We start from the raw sequence: 21,480 nt of genomic DNA, 5'->3' as shown, positions 1-21,480 counted from the left end.
CTATACTGAAAGCGCAAACAAATGATAGGAGTGGAACAAATGACAGATTGGTTAGGAATTAAAGGAAAAGTAGTGATTGTCACAGGAGGCTCATCTGGTATTGGTCGCAGCATTGTTGAAAGCTTGTTAGCGCAAGAGGTCTATGTCGCTAATTTTGATATTTCAGCATCAGAAACGCAACATGAGCATTTACTCTTTGTGAAAGTCGATGTAACTTCTCGAGCAGAAGTAGAAGCGGGTGTCGCTCAAGTGGTGGAAAAATTTGGAACCGTAGATGGCCTAGTAAATAATGCCGGAATCAATATTCCTCGTCTATTGGTGGATAAAAATCATCCTCATGGGCCTTATGAATTATCGGATGAGGTATTCGACAAAATTGTAGCCATCAATCAAAAAGGGCTCTACCTAATGAGCCAAGCAGTGGGCCGGATTCTTGTACAAAAACAAGCAGGTGTCATTATTAATATGTCTTCAGAAGCTGGATTAGAAGGCTCCGAAGGGCAAAGCGCCTACGCTGCAACGAAAGCAGCGGTCAGCAGTTATACACGTTCATGGGCTAAAGAGTTAGGAAAATCAAACGTCCGTGTCGTGGGGATTGCGCCAGGCATTATGGAAGAAACGGGCTTGCGCACTTTAGCATACGAAGAAGCATTGGCTTATACACGAAACATTTCTGTGGAGCAATTGCGAGCAGGTTATTCAAAAACAAGTACGATTCCATTAGGTCGTAGCGGAAAACTCCATGAAGTCGCTGACTTAGTATGCTATTATTTATCAGACCGTTCAAGCTATATTACAGGCATCACCACAAACGTAGCTGGAGGTAAAACAAGAGGATAGAGGTGGGAAAACTAAATGACGCTAGTAAATAGATGGTACCAAGTAATAAAATTACTAGTTGATCACAAAGGAATGAGCTTACAGGAATTGCAAGAAAAATTAGCCGCAAGTCCTCAAACAGTTCGTAAAAACATTGATACATTGAATGATGAATTAATCGGTATCGCCCAAATTATTCAGAAGGAAAATCTCTTTCAGTTAGAAATCAATAACTTTGAAGGTTTTGAAGAGGTTTTGTCTGGACGGCTAAAAAGGGAATCTGATTTTAATTCTTCAAGCAAGCGTGTTTCCTACATTATCAAACGATTAATAGAAGAAGATCAATTTATTTCAACTTATGATTTATCCGAAGAACTCGCCGTTAGTCGCGGCACAGTTAATAAAGACATTAAGCGCATGAAAGAGCTGATTGCTCCTTGGCAGGTTGCGGTTGTAGGCACGCCAAACCGTGGCATTCATTTAGAAGGAAAAGAGTTTGATTTACGTTTACTTCATGTGAATTACGTCCAAGAATATTTTGAAGAACAGTTTCTTCATGAAACTACCAAACAAATGATACAAAAAATAATCAAAGAAACAAGACTAGCGAAACAAGATAGTTTTCTTTTACGAAGAGTGGTTTCAATTGTTTTGCAGCGTGTTTTAGCTGGAAAACTCATTACGGAACTACCACCAGAATATGTTGATTATGTTCGTCATAACGAGCAGATTGAAGAACTGATGTATCACTTGGAAATAACCTATAATGTAACGTTAAGCCAATGGGAACGTTCCTTTATCAGCTTTCCTTTTAACATCAACACAAACCATATTCGTAATTCTTTATTGGCTGATGAAGGACTCTTAGCTGACTATTTTCAAAAAATGATGAAAAAAATTCATCATTCAGTTGTTGTTGAATTTGATGAGGACTTCTTGTTTTCAGAAATGAAAGATCATTTAAGAAACGTGATGAATCGACTCGTTTTTCATGTGGAGTGTCACGATTTATTTTACGGAGAAATTGAACGACAATATCCTTTGGCCTATGAATTAGCCAAGATTGGCTTGCAAGAATTGGGCCGTTTGTTAAATCGTTGTGTGCCGACGGTTGAATTTGGGTATCTCGCTTTGTATTTTGAGCTAGCATTGAGAGGGAACTATGAAGCGGGAGCCAAAAAAGAAATCGCTGTAATCTGCAGTACAGGTCATGGAACGGCCTTGATCATTCAGCGGCAATTGGAAAAAGTTTTGGGTCCAGACGTCCAGATTGCCCATTTTTCTGAAGAAGAGGCAGAGAGAAGAGAATTGAATCAATATTTTGCTATTTTTACAACCATTCCCTTAAAAAATATTCGACCACAAACACCGATGATCCATTTAACTAATTTATTTAACGATACTTGGCTCAGAAATGAGTGGCAGAGAGCAAAAGAAATTCGTTCCGTGGAATCTCAAAATATTCATATGACCTATCAATTATTAGAGAATACTCAAGGTTACCGAGCGAATATCCAGAAAATGGTTGCTGATTTAGAAGCAGAAAAATTAGTAGATCCCCAATTTATCGAACGAATTTTTACTAGAGAAGATCAACAAACAACTATTTTTGAATCGGGGATTGCCTTTCCCCATACAATTAATCAAGCCTTACCAACGATTATTTTATCGATTGGGGTTTTTGAAGAATCACTGGTTACACCAGAAGGTAAAGTTGATGTTATTTTGCTGTTGGGTATTCCAGAAGAGCTGACGGCCACTGTTGAAGCAGAGTTACTACAACTATATGACCGCTTGTTTACAATCGCAGGAGACGAACGTTTACGTAATGAGTTACGGAAGCAACGAGATGTTTTAGCAGTTAAAGAGTGGATGCAAAGGAAGGGGATTATCATATGAGCTTTATCTACGTATTCGGAGCGCTTTTTTTAACAGCTTACTTCGTTCAGATAGCTATGGGAATGAAACAGATTAAACACTTTAATCAAAACTACCAAGAATTGCGACAATTAGGGAAAGTCGCGATTGGTCGACGTGCAGGGAAGTTAAAAGCAGGCACGATTATCTTGTTTGCTGTGGATTCACAAGGGAAAATCTTAGCTGCTAGAAAGATGCAAGGTGTCACCGTTCTAGCTAAATTTCATCCCTTACCTCAGTACGTGAACGAGGATATTCATTATATGGATCATTACCATCCACTCGTACAAAAGGAAAATAAATTAACCCAACAAGCGATGGAAAATGCACGAGAAATTTACTTACGTGTTGAGCTTGGCAATTATCAAGAAACACAACCATTAACGCCGCTTAATGGAGCCAAAATTCAATGGCAATTATGGAAAAATAAAGTACAAACAAAATTGAAAGGAAGTGTCGAGTAATGTCTTATATTACAAAATTTGCGGAAGGATTTATGCACCTTTTCCAAACAGGAGCAGAAACATTTATTTCTTGGATGACAGGCATCGTACCTGTTGTTTTGATGTTAATGGTAGCTATGAATACTTTAATTGCTTTTCTAGGAGAAGAAAGAGTAACCAAAGTAGCCAAACTTTCTGCCAAAAATCCTGTTACGCGATATTTAGTTCTGCCTTTTTTATCCGCTTTTATGTTAGGCAATCCAATGTCCTTTACGATGGCTCGATTTTTACCAGAATACTATAAACCTAGCTATTATGCTGCACAAGCGCAATTTTGTCATACCAGTAATGGAGTTTTTCCTCATATTAATCCTGGTGAATTGTTCGTTTGGTTAGGGATTGCGCAAGGGATTGATACGTTAGGACTAAATTCGATGGACCTAGCGATTCGCTATATGTTTGTAGGGATATTAATGAATTTTATTGGCGGTTGGGTTACCGATTTCACTACCGCCTATGTTTGCAAACAACAAGGAATTACCCTTAGTAAAACAGTAGAGATTGCTGTGGATTAGAAAGGAGCAAGGTGAGATGACGTACAATAGTATTAAGGTAGTTAAAGGAAATGGCGGTTATGGTGGGCCCTTAGTGATTACACCGACAGAAGAAAAACATAAATTTATTTACATTACAGGTGGCGGCGAGAAACCCGCAATTGTTGATAAAATCGTAGAATTGACAGGAATGGAAGCGGTCAATGGTTTTAAGACATCGATTCCAGATGATGAAATCGCATTAGCCATTATTGATTGTGGAGGCACTCTTCGTTGCGGAATTTATCCTAAAAAAGGAATTCCTACTATTAACGTTGTTCCAACTGGCAAAAGTGGTCCCTTAGCACAATACATTAATGAGACAATTTATGTTTCCGCTGTAGGCCCGAAACAGATTACATTGACATCAGAAGAAACTGCTGCTGATACAGAAAAGCCCACCTCGAAAAAAACAGAATTTAAATATGATACAAGTAAAAAAATTACTGAACAAAAAGCGGAACAACAAAGTTTTGTTGCGAAAATTGGTATGGGTGCAGGAAAAGTTGTAGCGACATTCAACCAATCAGCCCGTGAAGGCGTACAAACGATGATCAACACAGTGATTCCGTTTATGGCATTTGTTTCTTTATTAATTGGTGTGATTCAAGGTTCAGGAATTGGTGAATTTTTTGCCAATATCATGGCGCCATTGGCAGGAAACATTGTGGGGTTAACAATTATTGGTTTTATTTGTTCTCTGCCGTTTCTTTCTCCTTTATTAGGTCCTGGAGCAGTAATCAGCCAAGTAATTGGTACGTTAATTGGTGTGGAAATTGGGAAAGGCAACATTCCGCCACAACTAGCTCTACCAGCATTGTTTGCTATTAATACACAAAACGCGTGCGACTTTATTCCCGTGGGTTTAGGCTTGGAAGAAGCTGAAGCTGAAACCGTTGAAGTCGGGGTTCCTTCTGTTTTATATTCTCGTTTCTTAAATGGTGCCCCTCGAGTACTAGTTGCTTGGTTAGCAAGTTTTGGATTGTATAGTTAAAAAATTTTTTTGGAGGATGGGAAATGTCAGTATTTACAACAAAGGTTCAGTCTATTGGACCAGAAGCCGAATTATTTAAAGAAGAAAAAATGGTCATCTTATTTGGAAAAGATGCACCAGATGCTTTAGCAGATTATTGTTATAACATTGAGGTTCAGCCAGTCACAGAAGCGATTACGGACAAGCAAACGTTAGTGATTGATGAACAAACTTACCAGATTACCGCTGTAGGCGAGATAGTATTAACTAATTTAGACACATTGGGTCACATTACTATTAAATTTGATGGCGCAACAACACCTGAATTACCAGGTACATTATATGTTGAAGAAAAAGCTATTCCTGAAATAACTGTTGGTACAACAATCACTATTCTATAATTATCGTTTAAGGGAGGAACGTAAAAGATGGAATTTATGCTAGATACAATTAATCTTGAGGCTATTCGAAAGTATCAGAAAATTTTACCACTGGCAGGCGTAACGTCTAATCCTAGTATTGTTAAGCAAGCAGGAAAAATTGACTTCTTTGCGCAGATGAAAGAAATCAAAAAAACGATTGGACAAGCGAGTTTGCACGTCCAAGTGGTCGGTCAAACGACAGAAGAGATGCTAGAAGATGCCCAAACCATTGTACAACAATTAGGCCAAGAAACATTCATTAAAATCCCAGTCAATGAAGCAGGCTTGGCAGCCATCAAACAACTAAAGCAGGCAAATTATCGGATAACAGCAACCGCTATTTATACAGAATTTCAAGGCTACCTAGCGATTGCGGCAGGTGCAGATTATTTAGCGCCGTATTATAATAGGATGGAGAATTTAACAATTGATTCTCAAAAGGTTATTGAGCATTTAGCTGCAGAAATTAAACGGACGAACGCAAAGAGTAAGATCTTAGCTGCTAGTTTTAAAAACGTGGCACAAATTAATCAAGCCTGTCAAATGGGGGCGCAAGCGGTCACTATCGCACCAGAACTCGTGACACAAGGCTTGGCAATGCCCGCCATTCAAAAAGCAGTAACTGATTTTCAGGAAGATTGGGTTGCTGTTTTTGGAGTAGAAACGGTAAACGAATTAGCATAAAAAGAACGAGAAGAAAAAGCGGCCATTTTTCTTCTCGTTCTTTTTTTGATTCACATGAAACATCTACGATTATTCACTTGCTTAAAAATTAGACAATTTTCTTTATTTGTCAAAGAATTTCTTAAAAAAAAGGGTTATCTTTTGGGTATTTTTTTTGGTAGCAGTATGATGAGGGTATCAAATGATAGGAGGAAACGAGAATGAGATACACAAATGGAAATTATGAAGCATTTGCTCGACCAAGAAAACCAAAAGGTGTAGATGACAAGAGTGCCTATATCGTTGGTGGTGGCCTAGCAGGTTTAGCAACGGCTGTTTTCTTAATTCGTGACGGTCAAATGAAGGGCGAAAATATTCACATTTTTGAAGAACTCACGCTGTCTGGCGGTTCTTTAGATGGTAAATTTATTCCCCATGATGGCTTTGTCACTCGCGGCGGACGCGAAATGGAAAACCATTTCGAGTGTTTGTGGGATCTATTTCGTTCGGTACCATCATTAGAAGTAGAAGATGCCTCTGTCCTAGATGAGTTTTACCGTTTAGATTTAGATGATCCGAATTCTTCAAATTGCCGCATTATTCATAACCGTGGCGAACGTGTCCCAGATGATGGACAATTTACTTTATCCAAAAAAGCACAAAAAGAAATCGTTGATTTATTTATGACTTCTGAAGATCAATTAATTGGCAAAAAAATTGAAGATGTTTTCGGCGAAGAATTTTTTGAATCCAACTTTTGGATCTATTGGTGTTCAATGTTTGCTTTTGAAAAATGGCACTCTGCCATTGAAATGCGCCGTTACATCATGCGCTTTATCCACCACATCAAAGGTTTGCCTGACTTTACAGCCTTGAAGTTTACCAAATACAATCAATACGAATCGTTAGTGAAACCATTACTAAGCTTTTTAACCAATCAAGGGGTAGACTTTCAATATGAAACAACGATCAATGATATCCAAGTCGACATCAAAGGAGCTACTAAAGTTGCTCGGCGATTATTGTTGACACAAGCGGGCAAAACCAAAGAAATTCCTTTAACTGAAAATGATTTAGTCTTCGTAACGAATGGCTCAATTACTGAAAGTTCGACGCAAGGAGATCATCATACACCAGCACCAATTACTCATGAACTAGGGGGAAGTTGGAATCTCTGGAAAAACTTAGCAAAACAATCCCCAGAATTTGGGCACCCAGAAGTTTTCTGTGAAAATTTACCAGATGAAAGTTGGTTTGTCTCAGCAACGATTACGTGGGAAAATTTCGATATTGAACCGTATCTTTCTCGGTTAACACATCGTAAATTACGGACAGGAAAAATTGTCACAGGTGGTATTATTACTATCAAAGACTCTAATTGGATGATGAGTTTTGCTATGCATAGACAACCGCATTTCAAAGAACAAAATGATCAACAATCTATAACTTGGGTATATGGATTACTTTCTAATAAACCAGGAAATTATATTAAAAAACCAATCGAACAATGTACAGGCCAAGAAATTACGCAAGAGTTACTTTATCATTTAGGGGTCCCAGAAGGGGAAATTGAACGTATTTCAGAAGAATCGGCTACCACTATTCCGGTGTATATGCCGTTTATCACTTCTTACTTTATGTTAAGAGAACCAGGCGATCGACCATTAGTTGTACCAAACGGCTCTAAAAATCTTGCTTTCATTGGGAACTTCGCAGATACTGAACGAGATACGGTGTTTACAACAGAGTATTCTGTACGGACAGCGATGGAAGCTGTTTATCAATTGCTAGAGGTTGAACGCGGAGTACCAGAAGTGTTTGCTTCTGCATACGACTTGCGCGTCTTAGCAAACTCTGTTTATTATTTATCTGACAAGAAAAAATTAACAGAAATGGATATGCCGTTCGTGGAACGCAAAATGGTTGAACACTTTGTGAAGAAATTTGAGGATACGTATATTGGTGATATTTTAAGAGAAAATCATTTAATTTAGTTGAAAAAGCGAGTGTAAATCACTCGCTTTTTTGGTTGTTTTATTAACTGTTGAATAAATATTCATTATTGTGTATATTTCTTTTGTGATTTTATGGATATTAAATATATAATATGTTGAATGGGAGTAGCCAGTGGGCAACTTCGCAAAAAAATCTTAATTTCTGAAGAGACTTTTTCAAAATTTTGTTGAAAAGAAGGCGCATTTTTACCATAGTTTCTTCACATTTAACGGCTATTATTTAAACATACCCGATAAACAAAACCCTAACAAAACACTTTTTCATTTTTTAACTCCTCCGCCCGCCCTTCCCCAAAGGGCGGGTTGTTTTTTTGCGTTAAAGCAGTTGGCATTTTGTGGGGAAAGGATTATCATTATAGAAGAAGTATATAGAAAAAGGCGGCGAGAAGATGGGACGTTGGCAAGAATTACAACAAGCAATGAGCGCTGGTGTAGAGGCGGCGATTGACGCTGGCTGGGACCGCCAAGCTGTTTATGGATTAGTGGAAAGCGCCATAAAAGACATGCGTTTCTTGCCACTTGAGCAAGCGAAAACAGCAGTCGCGGAACTGTTTTCTGAAGTGGAAGAAGTGGGCTCTTCAGCGTATGAGCGATTATTTCGCTTTTCGGCTTATCGTCCGCAAGAAAAGCTCTCGTTACTGTTATGGCAATTAGGTGCAGTGTTGGATCAGCATGGCATGTTGCAATTAGTAGGACCTTATCGTTTCTCGAAGACGATTGCACCGCATGCGACGTTTTGGCATTTGTTGGCAAAAACAGTTCAAAAAGCCTATCCGTTAGGTCTTCTTGGGAGCTTTAATCAAGAGAAAGCGAAAAAGATACATCAATTAAGAATGTATATTGATCGTCAAAATATCACGTATATCCGCGATTTTTTTAAACAAGAAGGGGACACCGATGAACAGGCATTAAAACGCTATGTTTTTGCGGCCAAGCCGCAAGGGATGGGTGGGCGGAAGCTGAAAAAAAGCTCTGCTCGTTTGCACAATAAATACCCTGAGGGGGCATCCTATTCTTTAATTAATAAGAAACGATTGACGCCTAATTTTCACAGTGAGTTTATTTTGAATGAAGAAGGGACCTTTGTAACCCAGTGGGATGTGTTAGTTGAAGACTGGCGAGGCAGATTAATTAGTAATCCAGCTTATTATCAAGCGGCCAAAAACAATGAATACCAGGAAAAAGTCTTGAATGGTGAATCGTTTAATTATGCAAATCGGAATAATCGTACCCATGAATTACTAGATAGTTCACCACCAGGGAGATTTGATCATCAATTACGAAAAACAGCCAAAAAAGGTTGGTTAAGTCCCCGTATCCAAGAATACGACTACCGCAGAGAACGACAAATAAAGTGCGATGATTATAGTAAGTAAAACAAGCCAATGTTTCACATGAAACATTGGCTTGTTTTACTCTTAGAGAAAGGCGGTTTTCGTTGCCGCCAATTGAACATTTTGGCCCGTGGATAGAGACTTTTTACCACATAAAAAGGCGGATTTTTCTTTTATCATTCAGGCAAAAATCTTCCGAAAAGCATTGCAAGAAATTGCTATTTGCGTTAAAGTAGGAAAAGATGATTGTGAAACATTTTTCTGTTTCACAAAAAAGGAAGGAGTCTTTATGCTACCCGAAGAATTTAGACAACTATTAGCCGCAAAAGGCATTGAATTGACAGACCAACAGATGACACAATTTGACCAATATTTCCATTTACTAGTAGAATGGAATGAAAAAATGAATTTAACAGCCATTACAGAAGAAAAAGAAGTTTATTTGAAACATTTCTATGATTCTGTTTCGTTGGCATTCTTTGAAGACTTTGCCAGCGATAAAGCCATTTGTGATGTTGGCGCAGGCGCAGGATTTCCAAGTATTCCTTTGAAAATTGTTTTTCCTTCATTAAATGTCACAATTGTTGACTCTTTAAATAAACGAATTACTTTCCTAACAGAGTTGGTGAATCAACTAGGTTTGGCTAATGTTTCTTTGTATCATGATCGTGCAGAAACATTTGGTCAAAAAGCAGAATTTCGTGGCGCGTTTGATTACGTTACAGCGCGAGCAGTTGCACGATTAAATGTTTTAAGTGAACTGTGTTTACCCTTAGTTAAAAAAGAAGGCTATTTTTTAGCCTTAAAAGCATCGAAAAGTGAAGAAGAAATTAATGAAGCAAAACCTGCAATCGCTACATTAGGCGGTCAATTTCAAAAAGAAGTTGGTTTTACTTTGCCGATTACGGCAGACGAACGTCACATTGTCGTGATTCAAAAGAAAAAAGAAACCCCTAAAAAATATCCCAGAAAACCTGGATTACCAAATAAACAACCGATTAAATAAGATGGAGGCACACACATGACACGAATTATTTCTGTAGCGAACCAAAAAGGCGGCGTTGGTAAAACAACGACCACTGTAAATTTAGGCGCATGTTTAGCAAACTTAGGCAAAAAAGTCTTACTGATCGACATTGATGCACAAGGAAATGCTACCAGTGGCATGGGTGTCCCTAAACCAGATGTCGCACACGATGTGTATGATGTCCTTGTAAATGAAGAACCAATCACTAGCGTGGTTCAACATACCAGCCGTGAAAATTTAGATATTGTCCCTGCAACTATTCAATTAGCAGGCGCCGAAATTGAATTAACTTCAATGATGGCTCGAGAATCGCGCTTGAAATTAGCAATTGATGAAGTAAGAGACATGTATGATTTCGTTTTAATTGATTGCCCACCTTCTCTAGGGCATTTAACAATCAATGCTTTTACAGCAAGTGATTCGATTCTAATTCCTGTTCAATGTGAATATTACGCATTAGAAGGCTTGAGTCAATTGCTAAATACGATTCGCTTGGTTCAAAAACATTTTAACCCTGAATTGAAAATTGAAGGAGTCTTGTTAACCATGTACGATGCTCGGACCAATTTAGGTGCCGAAGTCGTGGAAGAAGTCCGTAAATATTTCCGTGAAAAAGTCTATGACACGATTATTCCAAGAAATGTCCGTTTATCCGAAGCACCAAGTCATGGTTTACCAATCATTGACTATGATATTCGCTCAAAAGGTGCCGAAGTGTATCAAGCACTAGCAAAGGAAGTGTTGGAGAATGAATAAAGGCAAAGGTTTAGGCAGAGGCATCGATGCCTTGTTTCAAGATATCGCAAAGCTAGAAGATGTCGACGTTAAGAACGAACAAGTGACAGAAATTCTATTAAACGAACTTCGTCCCAATCCTTACCAACCGCGGAAAACATTTGATGAAACCTCTTTACAAGAACTTGCAAACTCGATTCTACATTCCGGTGTGTTTCAACCGATTATTGTTCGTAAATCGGCAGTTAAAGGCTATGAAATTATTGCAGGTGAGCGTCGGTTCCGGGCTTCTAAATTAGCCGGCAAAGAAAAAATTCCCGCAATTATTCGCGAATTTGATGAAGAATCCATGATGCAAGTTGCTGTTTTGGAAAACTTACAAAGGGAAGATTTAAATCCGCTAGAAGAAGCAGAAGCCTATGAAATGCTAATGAAAAATTTGAAATTAACACAAGCGGAAGTCGCAGAACGTTTGGGCAAAAGTCGCCCGTATATTGCCAATTATTTACGATTGCTAACCTTACCAGATGCGGTCAAAGCAATGGTTCAAAAACAAAGCATGTCAATGGGTCAAGCACGGACGTTATTAGGCTTGAAGAACAAAGAACAGCTATTGCCATTAGCTAATCGTTGTATTAAAGACAATTTAACGGTTCGACAATTAGAACAACTTGTCGCTGAATTAAACGAAACACAAGGCAAAAAGGGCAAAAAAGCGAAAAAAGCCATCAAAGAAAAACCCATTTATATTCGTGAAAGTGAAGACCGCTTAATGGATAAATTTGGGACAACCGTAGCAATTCAAGAAAAAGAAGGCAAAGGAAAAATTGAAATTGAGTACTTGTCCTCTTCGGATTTGGCTAGAATTTTAGATATTTTAGATATTCATTTTGACGAGGAATAAAAAGCAAAGTGAGAAAGTAAGACAGAAAGTCACAAATCCTTTTGCTAGTTTCGGTAAAAAATGGTATTGTAATCATGGTATTTTTATATAAGTAAGAGAAGAAAGAAGGCTTGGAACATGTATGATTTAGGCGATATTGTCGAAATGAAAAAGCCGCATGCTTGCCAAGCAAATCGTTGGCAAATCATTCGCATGGGCGCTGATATCAAAATCAAGTGCACGAATTGCGGGCATATTGTCATGATGCCGCGTCGTGATTTTACTAAAAAATTAAAAAAAGTAATCGAGAAAAAAGCAGACTAATGCTTTGATGCCTCTAATAGAAAAGAGAATAGACTGAGAGAAAGAGTGGAAAACAAATGGCACTAACAGCTGGAATTGTCGGCTTACCAAACGTTGGTAAATCGACCCTATTTAACGCAATTACAAAAGCAGGAGCAGAAGCTGCAAATTATCCCTTTGCAACGATTGATCCGAACGTCGGCATGGTTGAAGTACCAGATGCCCGTTTACAACGCTTGACAGAACTAGTAAAACCGAAAAAAACAGTTCCCACAACGTTTGAATTTACAGACATCGCCGGAATTGTTAAAGGTGCCAGCAAAGGAGAAGGGCTGGGAAATCAGTTTTTAAGTCACATTCGTCAAGTAGATGCAATCTGTCACGTGGTTCGTTGTTTTGATGACGAAAATATCATGCGTGAACAAAATCGAGATGCGGATTTCGTTGATCCTTTAGCAGACATTGATACAATTAATTTAGAGCTAATTTTAGCAGATTTAGATTCAATCAATAAGCGCTATACTCGCGTGGCTAAAATGGCGAAAGCAAAAGATAAAGAAGCGGTGGAAGAATTAGCTGTTTTAGACAAAATTAAACCAGTTTTAGAAGAAGGTTTATCTGCTCGTACGATTGAATTTACGCCAGAAGAAGAGAAAATTGTTAAATCTCTTTTCTTATTAACCACAAAGCCGGTCCTTTATGTAGCAAATGTTTCAGAAGATGAAGTGGCGGATCCAGACAACAATGAGTATGTACAACAAGTTCGTAATTTTGCAACCAGTGAAAATGCGGAAGTAATCGTGGTTAGTGCGCGAGCAGAAGAAGAAATTGCTGAATTGGATTCTGAAGAAGACAAGGCTGAATTTTTAGAAGCAATGGGCATTGAACAATCTGGCTTAGATCAATTGATTCGTGCGGCGTACGATTTGTTAGGCTTAGCTACCTACTTTACAGCTGGTGAACAAGAAGTTCGTGCGTGGACGTTCCGTAAGGGAATCAAGGCACCTCAAGCAGCTGGGATTATCCACAGTGACTTTGAACGAGGCTTCATTCGTGCGGAAACAGTTTCTTATGAAGACCTAGATAAATATGGCAATATGCAAGCTGCCAAAGAAGCGGGCCGTGTTCGTTTAGAAGGAAAAGACTACGTCGTTCAAGATGGCGATGTTATGTTGTTCCGTTTTAACGTTTAAGAAAAGGCCCATGCCCAACAAGCAATTTGTTTTGGGGTAAGCCCACATATTTAAGGCCATTCAGCCGTTTAGAAAGAGGTTCCCTCTACATGAGGGTGAGGAGGATACAACTATGGAAGCAGAAGCATTACGAGCAATCGTGGCTGAGAATCGTCAATTAGAACAGAATTTGACTAAAAGAAATGAACAATACATTTTTGACTTAAAAAAATCATTAAAAGCGGCTAATTTATCTGAAGAGGAGCTAGCATTGGCTCTACACGGTATTTTACCAGAATTAGTAGCCGGTCAAAAAACAGGCAAAACAGCCCGTCAGTTATTTGGCACTGTTTCAGAACGGACGGAAGCAATTTTAAATAAACCAGCAGAAGTCAAAGAACCAGCGGGCTGGATGATTTGGCTCGACAATACCTTACTATTGCTTGGTTTATTAACAATCATGTTAGCGGCGATGTCTCTATTTTCAAAAGGAACCGCACAACCTCTCGGATTAACCACATATATCTTAGGTGCGATGGCTGGGGGTTATGTTTTCTATCTAATGCACAAATATGTTTACCGTTTTGATCGTCAAGGTGGCGACAAAAGCAAACGTCCTGGTTGGTTAAAAACGACCGCCATTCTATTTGGTGGGATGTTCTTGTGGATTGCAGTTTTTGCCGGTTCAGCGATGCTGCCACCAGTGATCAATCCCATTTTAGATCCGATGATTGCTTTAGTAATCGGTGCGTTAGCCTTTGTAGCACGCTATTTCTTCAAGAAAAAATACAATATTCAAGGTAGTTTCATGACACGTCAATAAACGGCGCGCGCTCAATTGTGAATGCGCTCGGCTGACGCAGAAACTGCAACAAGCAAAGTCGCTCTCTCAATAGAGCGTTTTAACAGTTAAAGCCTGGGGGATTAGTCGAAAAAACTAGTGTCCCAGGCTTCTGTTTTCAGAAGTTTGCTAAAGAAAGGAGCCTCTTATGGGACAACAAGTGAAGTCTTGGTGCCGTCAACACGAGCGGCTACTCATTTTTATTAGTTTTCTCTTATTAAGTGGACTTTCTCTCTATTTTGTCTATTTTCAAGAGAATTTTTTACGAGCAAGTGATTTCCGCTTTCATCAAAATCGGGTGGAAGGTCTCGCATTAGCAATTAAAAACAACGACTGGTTTCCTAAAATCAATTATTTTTTCTTGGGAGGCTATGGCTATGCCTCTAGTTTGTTTTATCCAGATGCGTATCTTTATTTACCTGCGCTTTTGCGTGTTCTGGGGATTTCCTTTGTCGCTAGTATGGCGATTTTTGTGTTTGCGGTAAACTTGGCAACATTTAGTCTTACTTATTATGCAGGCCGATTAATGGCGCTCTCTAAAAAAAGAAGCTATCTCTTTGCCATTTTGTATGGCTTATCTATTTACCGCATGCAAGACTTGTTTAATCGCCAAGCGTTAGGAGAATTTTTGGCGCTAAGCTTTTTTCCGTTGGTCTTAGCGAGCGTGTTTTTATTACGAAAGGGAACCACGAAATATTGGCCGTTGTTAACGCTGGCGATGACTGGCATTGGGTTGGCTCACTTTATTTCTATTGAAATGGTTTCTATTTGGATTGGGTTATACATTCTGTTTTATTGGCAGCAGTTTTTTAAAAAGGAGGTCCTGTGGGCATTAGCGAAGGCTGCAGGTCTGACACTGCTTTGGCTGGCCTTTTATCTTTTACCAGTTGCTGAACAAATGAAAAATCAAGTGTTTAAAGTTACATCCAATCCACTCACTTATATTTCCGAAAGAAGTTATCCCATTGTTTCTCTTTTCATTAATAGTTTAAAGAGCAGTGTTTTTCACGCGAAAACAGCGAATCTAGGAACCCTTTTGTTTGTGGGGCTTGTTGTAGCAGTGGTTTCGCTTGCCAGCAAAAAAATTCAGAACAAACGGTTTATTGGTTTGACGCTGGTACTCTTATTGATGGTTACCACGCTTTTTCCTTGGCACTGGCTGAACCACACGCCTTTAAATACAATTCAGTTTCCTTGGCGGTTTTTAGGGATTCTTTCTGTAATGCTCGCTTTTTTCATTGCACAAGACGAATGGGGCGTTTTCCGTAAATCTTGGACCGTGGCTTTGTTGGTTTTCCTTGCCATCAGCAATTTAGGCATTTATCAATATCAAAGTATTCAGTCACAACAAGGCCACCTGTTAACAAAAGCTGAGTATGAGCAACCAACGCCTTTTTATATCGGTGCGGGCCATGAATATTTGCCAGATGAGATCAATTATCAGGAATTATTGAAACAGAAAAAACGACCACTTGATTATTCGGCAGAACAAGTAACCATTACAAATGTTAGAATGCCTTATGGGAAAATTTCATTTGACTACCAAGTGGTGAAGCAATCAGCGAAGGTGACCGTTCCTTTTATTTATTACTTAGGCTATCAAGCCACGATTCAAATGAAAAACCAAACGGGCGCTAAAAAAATGAACCTAACCAATCAAGGAGGCTTAGCCGCTCTTTCTTTATCTGGTACAGGACATGTCGACATCCGTTACCAAAGAACAAAAGTGCAAAAAATAGGGACAATGATTACCTTGCTTTCTGTCGGCGGTTTTGGATTTAGCCGATTTTTACAACAAAAAAAGAAACACAAGATAAAAGAACAACGATGAAAGTAGGACCTTAATTAGGAAGAGTTGAATAGAGGACAAACCGATTTCGGCATTTTGTCCTTTATTCCTCATTGATTATTTAAACAAATCTAGTTGACTTCCTTAGTATTATCTGTTATTTTCATATATAAAATTAAGTCGAGGAGTGGACAAAAAAATGTCAAATTGGGAAACAAAATTTGCGAAAAAAGGTCTTACATTTGATGATGTGCTATTAATCCCTGCAGAAAGCCATGTCTTACCAAATGATGTAGACATGAGTGTACAATTAGCTAAAAATATCAAGTTAAATATTCCATTGATGAGTGCCAGTATGGATACTGTTACAGATAGTAATATGGCAATTGCGATGGCTCGTCAAGGTGGACTAGGTGTCGTACATAAAAATATGACTGTCGCCCAACAAGCAGACGAAGTACGTAAAGTCAAACGTTCTGAAAGCGGCGTTATCATTGATCCATTCTTTCTAACACCAACAAACTTAGTAGCGGATGCAGAAGAATTAATGAGTCGTTACCGTATTAGCGGTGTGCCAATTGTAGAAACAATGGAAAACCGTAAATTAGTCGGAATTATTACAAACCGTGATATGCGTTTTGTAACGGACTACCAAATCAAAATCGAAGAAGTCATGACAAAAGATCATTTAGTCACTGCGCCAGTTGGCACATCTTTAAAAGATGCAGAAAAAATCTTACAAAAACATAAAATCGAAAAATTACCAATCGTTGATGAAGCAGGTCGCTTAAGTGGCTTAATTACAATTAAAGACATTGAAAAAGTGATTGAATTCCCAAATGCTGCCAAAGATGAACACGGTCGTTTACTTGTGGCGGCAGCAGTCGGTGTCACTAGTGATACGTTCGAACGTGCGGAAGCATTATTAGAAGCAGGTGCCGATGCGATTGTTATCGATACTGCACATGGCCATAGTGCCGGCGTTATTCGCAAAATTAAAGAAATTCGTGAAACGTTCCCTGAAGCAACATTAATTGCTGGTAATGTTGCCACTGCTGAAGCAACCAAAGCATTGTATGATGTCGGCGTTGACGTTGTCAAAGTTGGTATTGGACCTGGTTCAATTTGTACAACACGTGTCGTTGCTGGTGTTGGTGTTCCTCAATTAACAGCGATTTATGATGCTGCTTCTGTAGCTAGAGAATATGGTAAAGCAATTATCGCTGATGGCGGTATTAAATATTCTGGTGATATCGTGAAAGCCTTAGCTGCTGGTGGACATGCTGTAATGCTAGGAAGTATGTTAGCAGGTACAGATGAATCTCCAGGCGAATTTGAAATTTATCAAGGCCGTCGTTTCAAAACTTACCGTGGCATGGGCTCATTAGGCGCAATGGAAAAAGGATCAAGTGATCGTTACTTCCAAGGAAGTGTCAATGAAGCAAACAAATTAGTGCCAGAAGGAATCGAAGGACGTGTTGCTTACAAAGGAAGCGTTTCTGATATTGTCTTCCAATTAATCGGTGGTTTGAAATCAGGGATGGGTTACGTCGGTGCAGCAGACCTGAAAGCGTTGCGTGAAGAAGCACAATTTGTTCAAATGAGTGGTAACGGATTGAAAGAATCACATCCACATGACGTTCAAATCACAAAAGAAGCACCAAACTATTCTGTTCAATAAAATAAAAGCTGATTTTTTTGAAATTTAAAAGAGGCAGACGTCATTTCGACGTCTGCCTCTTTTTCTGTAGAATGAAGGAGTTGCTTCTGTTTCCGCCGTTTATCAGGCTCCTTTTTCTGTAGAATAAAAGCCGTTATCTGATATCAGACAACGACCTTCATCTTCCCCTTATTTAATAACTGTTAGGTTACCCATGTAAGGAACTAGGACTTCTGGTACAGTTACAGAGCCATCCTCGTTTTGGTAGTTTTCTAAAATAGCAGCGACTGTCCGTCCCACGGCTAAACCAGAACCATTGAGTGTATGCGCATATTGGACTTTATCATTTTCATCACGGTAACGAATCATCGCACGGCGCGCTTGGAAATCTTCACAGTTTGAGCATGAACTGATTTCACGGTATGTCTCTTGAGCGGGAATCCAAACTTCCAAGTCATAAGTTTTCGCAGCTGAGAAGCCCATGTCACCTGTTGAAAGAGCCATGACACGGTAAGGTAATCCCAGTTTTTGCAGAATTTCTTCGGCATTATTCGTCATTTTTTCTAATTCCTCATAAGAATGCTCTGCATCACTAAATTTAACCATTTCGACTTTATTAAATTGGTGTAAACGAATTAACCCACGTGTGTCACGACCAGCGCTACCAGCTTCAGAACGGAAAGAAGGGCTCAAGGCCGTAAAGTAAATCGGTAAATCCTTGCCATCTAAAATTTCATTGTTGTAGTAATTGGTTAAAGGGACTTCCGCCGTTGGGATTAACGTTAAATCCGTATCTTGTAATTGGAAGACATCTTCTTTAAACTTAGGAAATTGGCCAGTTCCGAACATGGCGGTGTCATTAACGATATAAGGCGTAATCATTTCTGTATAGCCATGTTCATAAACATGTAAATCTAACATGAAGTTGTATAACGCACGTTCTAAGCGAGCACCTAAGCCTTTGTAATAAACAAAACGGCTACCAGCTACTTTGGCACCACGTTCAAAATCTAGAATGCCTAAGTTTTCAGCGACTTCCCAGTGTGGTTTTGGTTCAAAAGCAAAAGATCTTGGTTCACTCCAACGACGTACTTCTACATTTTCTTCTTCACCAGCACCAACAGGCACAGAATCATCTGGCAAGTTCGGTAAAGTAGTTGTGATCCCACGTAGCTCTTCGTCAATAGCATTAATTTCTGCATCTAACGCTTTAATATTACCGCCGACTTCTTTCATTTCCGCGATTTTGGCCGTAGCATCTTCTTTGTTCCGTTTTAATTGAGCAATTTCAGCAGACACATCATTCCGGTATTTTTTCATTTCTTCGACTTTGACTAATAAATCACGGCGACTTTCATCTAAACGCAGAAATTCCACTAAGATTTCTTCTTTCACGCCACGGGTTTGTAGCTTTGCTTTTACTTCGTCAAAATTTTGACGCATCATTTTTACATCTAACATATTTTTTCCTCCTTAAAATTAGTACATAATCAATAATAACTGTTGTAGAAAACAACAAAAAAGCCATCTCACCCCAAAAATAAATATTCTTGGGACGAAATGACTGGAAATCTCGCGGTACCACCCAAGTTCAGTAATGTTACTGCCCTTGATTTGCAGATAACGGCTGCAGACCGTTCCAACTTATTTCGCTGGACACCTGGAAGAGACGGACTTCTTTATAGATGAATGTTTGCTCGCACCCCCGCAAACTCTCTGGAATTCAGTGCCATAAATACTTTTTCTCTTAGTTTTCTCTTTTCTATAGAATACCGAAAAAGTTCAGGGATGTCAATTAACTCTCTGATTTCTTGTTGGTACGCTGTAAGGGTAGATGAATAATAAAGGAAGTCCACTTTTGATCAGACTTCGCATAAATATATCCACCATGTAAAGCAACAATACTTTGTGCAATAGCCAGACCTAAACCAGTACCCCCCGTTTCTTGTGATCGGGATTCTTCGACACGATAGAAGCGGTCAAATAACTGATCTAAAGAATGTTTAGGGATAGCTGGTCCATCATTGCGAACAGCGATAATTGCTTCGGTGCCGACTTTGTCTACTTCCATTACAATATGATGGCCACCTTTGCCATATTTCAAAGCGTTTGAAAGAAGGTTGTTAAAGACTCGGACTAGTTTTTCCGTATCGCCTTCCATCATTAAAGAAGCTGGATTGGCTTTTACTTGGATTTGCATATTAATCTTTTTCGCTTCCAATTCAAAATCGGCAGCAAGCTGTTCAATTAATTGTGCCATATCAAAAGTCGTCGTATGAATCGGTACACTTGGTTGACGGACTTTTGTATATTCAAAAAGATCATCAACTAATAATTTCATTTGTTTCGCTTTGACGTAAGCGGTATGCGTATATTTCAGTAAATCTTCTTGGCTATGAAATTGACGATCTTCAATCAATCCCAGATAACCAATAATAGAAGTTAACGGTGTCCGAATATCATGACTGACATTCGTAATTAATTCATCTTTTGATTTTTCAATTCGCCGTTCATCTTCAATGGCTGCGACAGTACTATCCACCAGACCGTTAATACTCGTCACGACTTTTGCTAAATCACCACTTAATTCAAACGGAATGCGGTGATTGTAATTACCATCAGCGATGTAATGTAACTCACTGATAATATGACGCAATTGCATTTGGTGGTAGCGACGAATTAAGCGCCAATAGAGAACAGCTGCATCTACTAAAAAGAAAATAGGTAAGACAAATTTATTCCAGCTCCAAAATAAATCAGTATTTAATTCTTTAGCGACCGCATCCTTAGTGGCCCAGATGACACCAGCTAAGGGCGAGTTTTCACTAAGTAGTTGTCCTAAAAGGAACATAATTGACACATTTAATAGTAGTAATAAAACAATTGTCACAATTGCTTCTGCTAGTAACTCGCTGATTTCTTTAGAAGTTAAGGTAATTCGTTTTTGTTTTTCAATCTTTTTAGGTTTAACGAGCATCGATCTTATATCCAACTCCCCACACTGTTTGAATGACTTTTTCTCCACCAGTTGCTTCTTCAATCTTATCTCTTAAATGACTGACGTGAACCATCACGGTTTTAGCAGAAACAATACTTTCTTGTTGCCACACACGCTCAAAAATTTCATCCGCACTAAACACACGATTTGGATGACTAGCTAATAGATAGAGGATACCAAACTCAAGAGCGGTTAATTGAATTTCTTTTCCTTCTATTGTTTTGACTTCGTGAGAGTCCTTATTAATCATTAATGGGCCGACTTCTAATTCATCGGGTTCTTCTTTGGTTAATTGCATTTGGCTTCTACGTAAAATAGACTTTACCCGAGCCATTACTTCTAAAGGATTAAAAGGCTTGGTGACATAATCGTCTGCACCAGCAACTAAGCCTTTGATTTTATCCATATCGGTTGTTTTTGCTGTTAACATAATAATTGGAATTTGCGATTCTTTTCGAAGTTCTTTTACTACTTCCATTCCATCCATGATTGGCATCATAATGTCCAAGATTAATAAATCGATATCTGGTGTTGTGTGCAATTTGGATAACGTTTCTTTTCCATCATAAGCTTTCACGACTTCGTATCCTTCATTATGAATGTAAATACTCAACAGTTCTACAATTTCTTTATCATCATCTGCAACTAAAATTTTCATAAGCGTTCATTTCCTCCATATATAAAAAAATCTCTTTTCCATATTTTAACAAATAATTGCTAAAAAGGACAAAATCCTTGATATATTACGATAAATTTAGAAGATTTTGCTAAAAGTTAATAAACTATAGCCAAAAAAGGATGAAAGGGGGTAAAAAACGAACGAAAACACCTAGACCAATCATAATAATCGGTATTGAAAAAAAGTTTAAAAAAAGTGAAAATAATGATTGACC

Annotated in this window: 20 protein-coding genes and 1 other annotated feature; of the genes, 17 read left to right on the top strand and 3 right to left on the bottom strand. The window is 38.6% G+C overall.

Going from position 1 to position 21,480, the window contains the following annotated elements; all coding sequences use genetic code 11:
* The first annotated feature begins 39 nt into the window (after nucleotides 1–39).
* From IGJ03_RS12555 to guaB, 17 genes are all read left to right on the top strand, one after another.
* Nucleotides 40–840, top strand: coding sequence for an SDR family oxidoreductase (locus IGJ03_RS12555; protein ID WP_002355987.1), 801 nt, complete (start codon nucleotides 40–42; stop codon nucleotides 838–840).
* A gap of 15 nt (nucleotides 841–855) precedes the next feature.
* Nucleotides 856–2,718 carry a BglG family transcription antiterminator gene (locus IGJ03_RS12550; protein WP_002364610.1) on the top strand — a complete coding sequence of 621 codons (1,863 nt, stop codon included), beginning with the start codon at nucleotides 856–858 and terminating at the stop codon, nucleotides 2,716–2,718.
* Nucleotides 2,715–3,200 (top strand): transcriptional regulator GutM, encoded by a 486-nt coding sequence (locus IGJ03_RS12545; protein ID WP_002355985.1) that lies wholly within the window; start codon nucleotides 2,715–2,717, stop codon nucleotides 3,198–3,200. Before IGJ03_RS12550 ends, IGJ03_RS12545 begins: the two co-directional genes overlap by 4 nt.
* Nucleotides 3,200–3,754: a PTS glucitol/sorbitol transporter subunit IIC gene (gene srlA / locus IGJ03_RS12540; RefSeq protein ID WP_002355983.1), complete on the top strand. Its 555-nt coding sequence runs from the start codon at nucleotides 3,200–3,202 to the stop codon at nucleotides 3,752–3,754. Before IGJ03_RS12545 ends, srlA begins: the two co-directional genes overlap by 1 nt.
* Before the next feature lie 16 nt (nucleotides 3,755–3,770).
* Entirely contained in the window at nucleotides 3,771–4,766 is a 996-nt protein-coding gene (gene srlE / locus IGJ03_RS12535) for a PTS glucitol/sorbitol transporter subunit IIB (RefSeq protein WP_438711160.1), read from the top strand.
* A gap of 23 nt (nucleotides 4,767–4,789) precedes the next feature.
* Nucleotides 4,790–5,146, top strand: coding sequence for a PTS glucitol/sorbitol transporter subunit IIA (locus IGJ03_RS12530; protein WP_429861453.1), 357 nt, complete (start codon nucleotides 4,790–4,792; stop codon nucleotides 5,144–5,146).
* Nucleotides 5,147–5,173: 27 nt separating this feature from the next.
* Nucleotides 5,174–5,851, top strand: a complete 678-nt coding sequence (locus tag IGJ03_RS12525) for a fructose-6-phosphate aldolase (protein WP_002355980.1) — start codon at nucleotides 5,174–5,176, stop codon at nucleotides 5,849–5,851.
* 200 nt (nucleotides 5,852–6,051) lie between these two features.
* On the top strand, nucleotides 6,052–7,824 hold the full coding sequence (locus tag IGJ03_RS12520; protein ID WP_002361446.1) for an oleate hydratase: 1,773 nt from the start codon (nucleotides 6,052–6,054) through the stop codon (nucleotides 7,822–7,824).
* A gap of 410 nt (nucleotides 7,825–8,234) precedes the next feature.
* Nucleotides 8,235–9,221, top strand: coding sequence for a DUF3114 domain-containing protein (locus tag IGJ03_RS12515; protein ID WP_425136020.1), 987 nt, complete (start codon nucleotides 8,235–8,237; stop codon nucleotides 9,219–9,221).
* A gap of 247 nt (nucleotides 9,222–9,468) precedes the next feature.
* Entirely contained in the window at nucleotides 9,469–10,185 is a 717-nt protein-coding gene (gene rsmG, locus IGJ03_RS12510) for a 16S rRNA (guanine(527)-N(7))-methyltransferase RsmG (RefSeq protein WP_002355977.1), read from the top strand.
* Between the two features lie 15 nt (nucleotides 10,186–10,200).
* Complete coding sequence (locus IGJ03_RS12505) at nucleotides 10,201–10,962, top strand: ParA family protein (protein ID WP_002355976.1); 762 nt, start codon at nucleotides 10,201–10,203, stop codon at nucleotides 10,960–10,962.
* Nucleotides 10,955–11,845, top strand: coding sequence for a ParB/RepB/Spo0J family partition protein (locus IGJ03_RS12500; RefSeq protein ID WP_002355975.1), 891 nt, complete (start codon nucleotides 10,955–10,957; stop codon nucleotides 11,843–11,845). Before IGJ03_RS12505 ends, IGJ03_RS12500 begins: the two co-directional genes overlap by 8 nt.
* 117 nt (nucleotides 11,846–11,962) lie before the next feature.
* Nucleotides 11,963–12,148 carry a DUF951 domain-containing protein gene (locus tag IGJ03_RS12495; protein ID WP_002355974.1) on the top strand — a complete coding sequence of 62 codons (186 nt, stop codon included), beginning with the start codon at nucleotides 11,963–11,965 and terminating at the stop codon, nucleotides 12,146–12,148.
* A gap of 56 nt (nucleotides 12,149–12,204) precedes the next feature.
* Complete coding sequence (gene ychF / locus IGJ03_RS12490) at nucleotides 12,205–13,320, top strand: redox-regulated ATPase YchF (protein ID WP_002355971.1); 1,116 nt, start codon at nucleotides 12,205–12,207, stop codon at nucleotides 13,318–13,320.
* A 112-nt stretch (nucleotides 13,321–13,432) separates the two neighbouring features.
* A complete protein-coding gene (locus IGJ03_RS12485) occupies nucleotides 13,433–14,122 on the top strand; it encodes a DUF1129 domain-containing protein (RefSeq protein WP_002363563.1) in 690 nt (229 codons plus the stop codon).
* Nucleotides 14,123–14,288: 166 nt separating this feature from the next.
* Nucleotides 14,289–15,971, top strand: coding sequence for a 6-pyruvoyl-tetrahydropterin synthase-related protein (locus IGJ03_RS12480; RefSeq protein WP_375804834.1), 1,683 nt, complete (start codon nucleotides 14,289–14,291; stop codon nucleotides 15,969–15,971).
* A gap of 157 nt (nucleotides 15,972–16,128) precedes the next feature.
* Nucleotides 16,129–17,610 carry an IMP dehydrogenase gene (gene guaB, locus IGJ03_RS12475; RefSeq protein ID WP_002355966.1) on the top strand — a complete coding sequence of 494 codons (1,482 nt, stop codon included), beginning with the start codon at nucleotides 16,129–16,131 and terminating at the stop codon, nucleotides 17,608–17,610.
* Between the two features lie 168 nt (nucleotides 17,611–17,778).
* Here guaB and serS read toward each other — a convergent pair whose 3' ends face one another.
* The 3 genes from serS to IGJ03_RS12460 form a co-directional block, all read right to left on the bottom strand.
* Nucleotides 17,779–19,050, bottom strand: a complete 1,272-nt coding sequence (serS, locus tag IGJ03_RS12470; protein ID WP_016633385.1) for a serine--tRNA ligase — start codon at nucleotides 19,048–19,050, stop codon at nucleotides 17,779–17,781.
* Nucleotides 19,051–19,137: 87 nt separating this feature from the next.
* Nucleotides 19,138–19,344: a binding site (T-box leader), on the bottom strand.
* A 40-nt stretch (nucleotides 19,345–19,384) separates the two neighbouring features.
* A complete protein-coding gene (locus tag IGJ03_RS12465; RefSeq protein WP_002363566.1) occupies nucleotides 19,385–20,566 on the bottom strand; it encodes a sensor histidine kinase in 1,182 nt (393 codons plus the stop codon).
* The gene (locus IGJ03_RS12460; RefSeq protein WP_429861511.1) at nucleotides 20,556–21,245 is read right to left on the bottom strand and encodes a response regulator; all 690 of its coding nucleotides are present in this window, start codon (nucleotides 21,243–21,245) and stop codon (nucleotides 20,556–20,558) included. Before IGJ03_RS12460 ends, IGJ03_RS12465 begins: the two co-directional genes overlap by 11 nt.
* Nucleotides 21,246–21,480: the final 235 nt, after the last annotated feature.

This window comes from Enterococcus sp. DIV1315a (genome assembly GCF_051712325.1).
GTDB classification, from domain to species: domain Bacteria; phylum Bacillota; class Bacilli; order Lactobacillales; family Enterococcaceae; genus Enterococcus; species Enterococcus faecalis.
The sequence above is the reverse complement of the archived record's forward strand: the minus strand, read 5'-3'. Positions and strand labels throughout refer to the sequence as shown.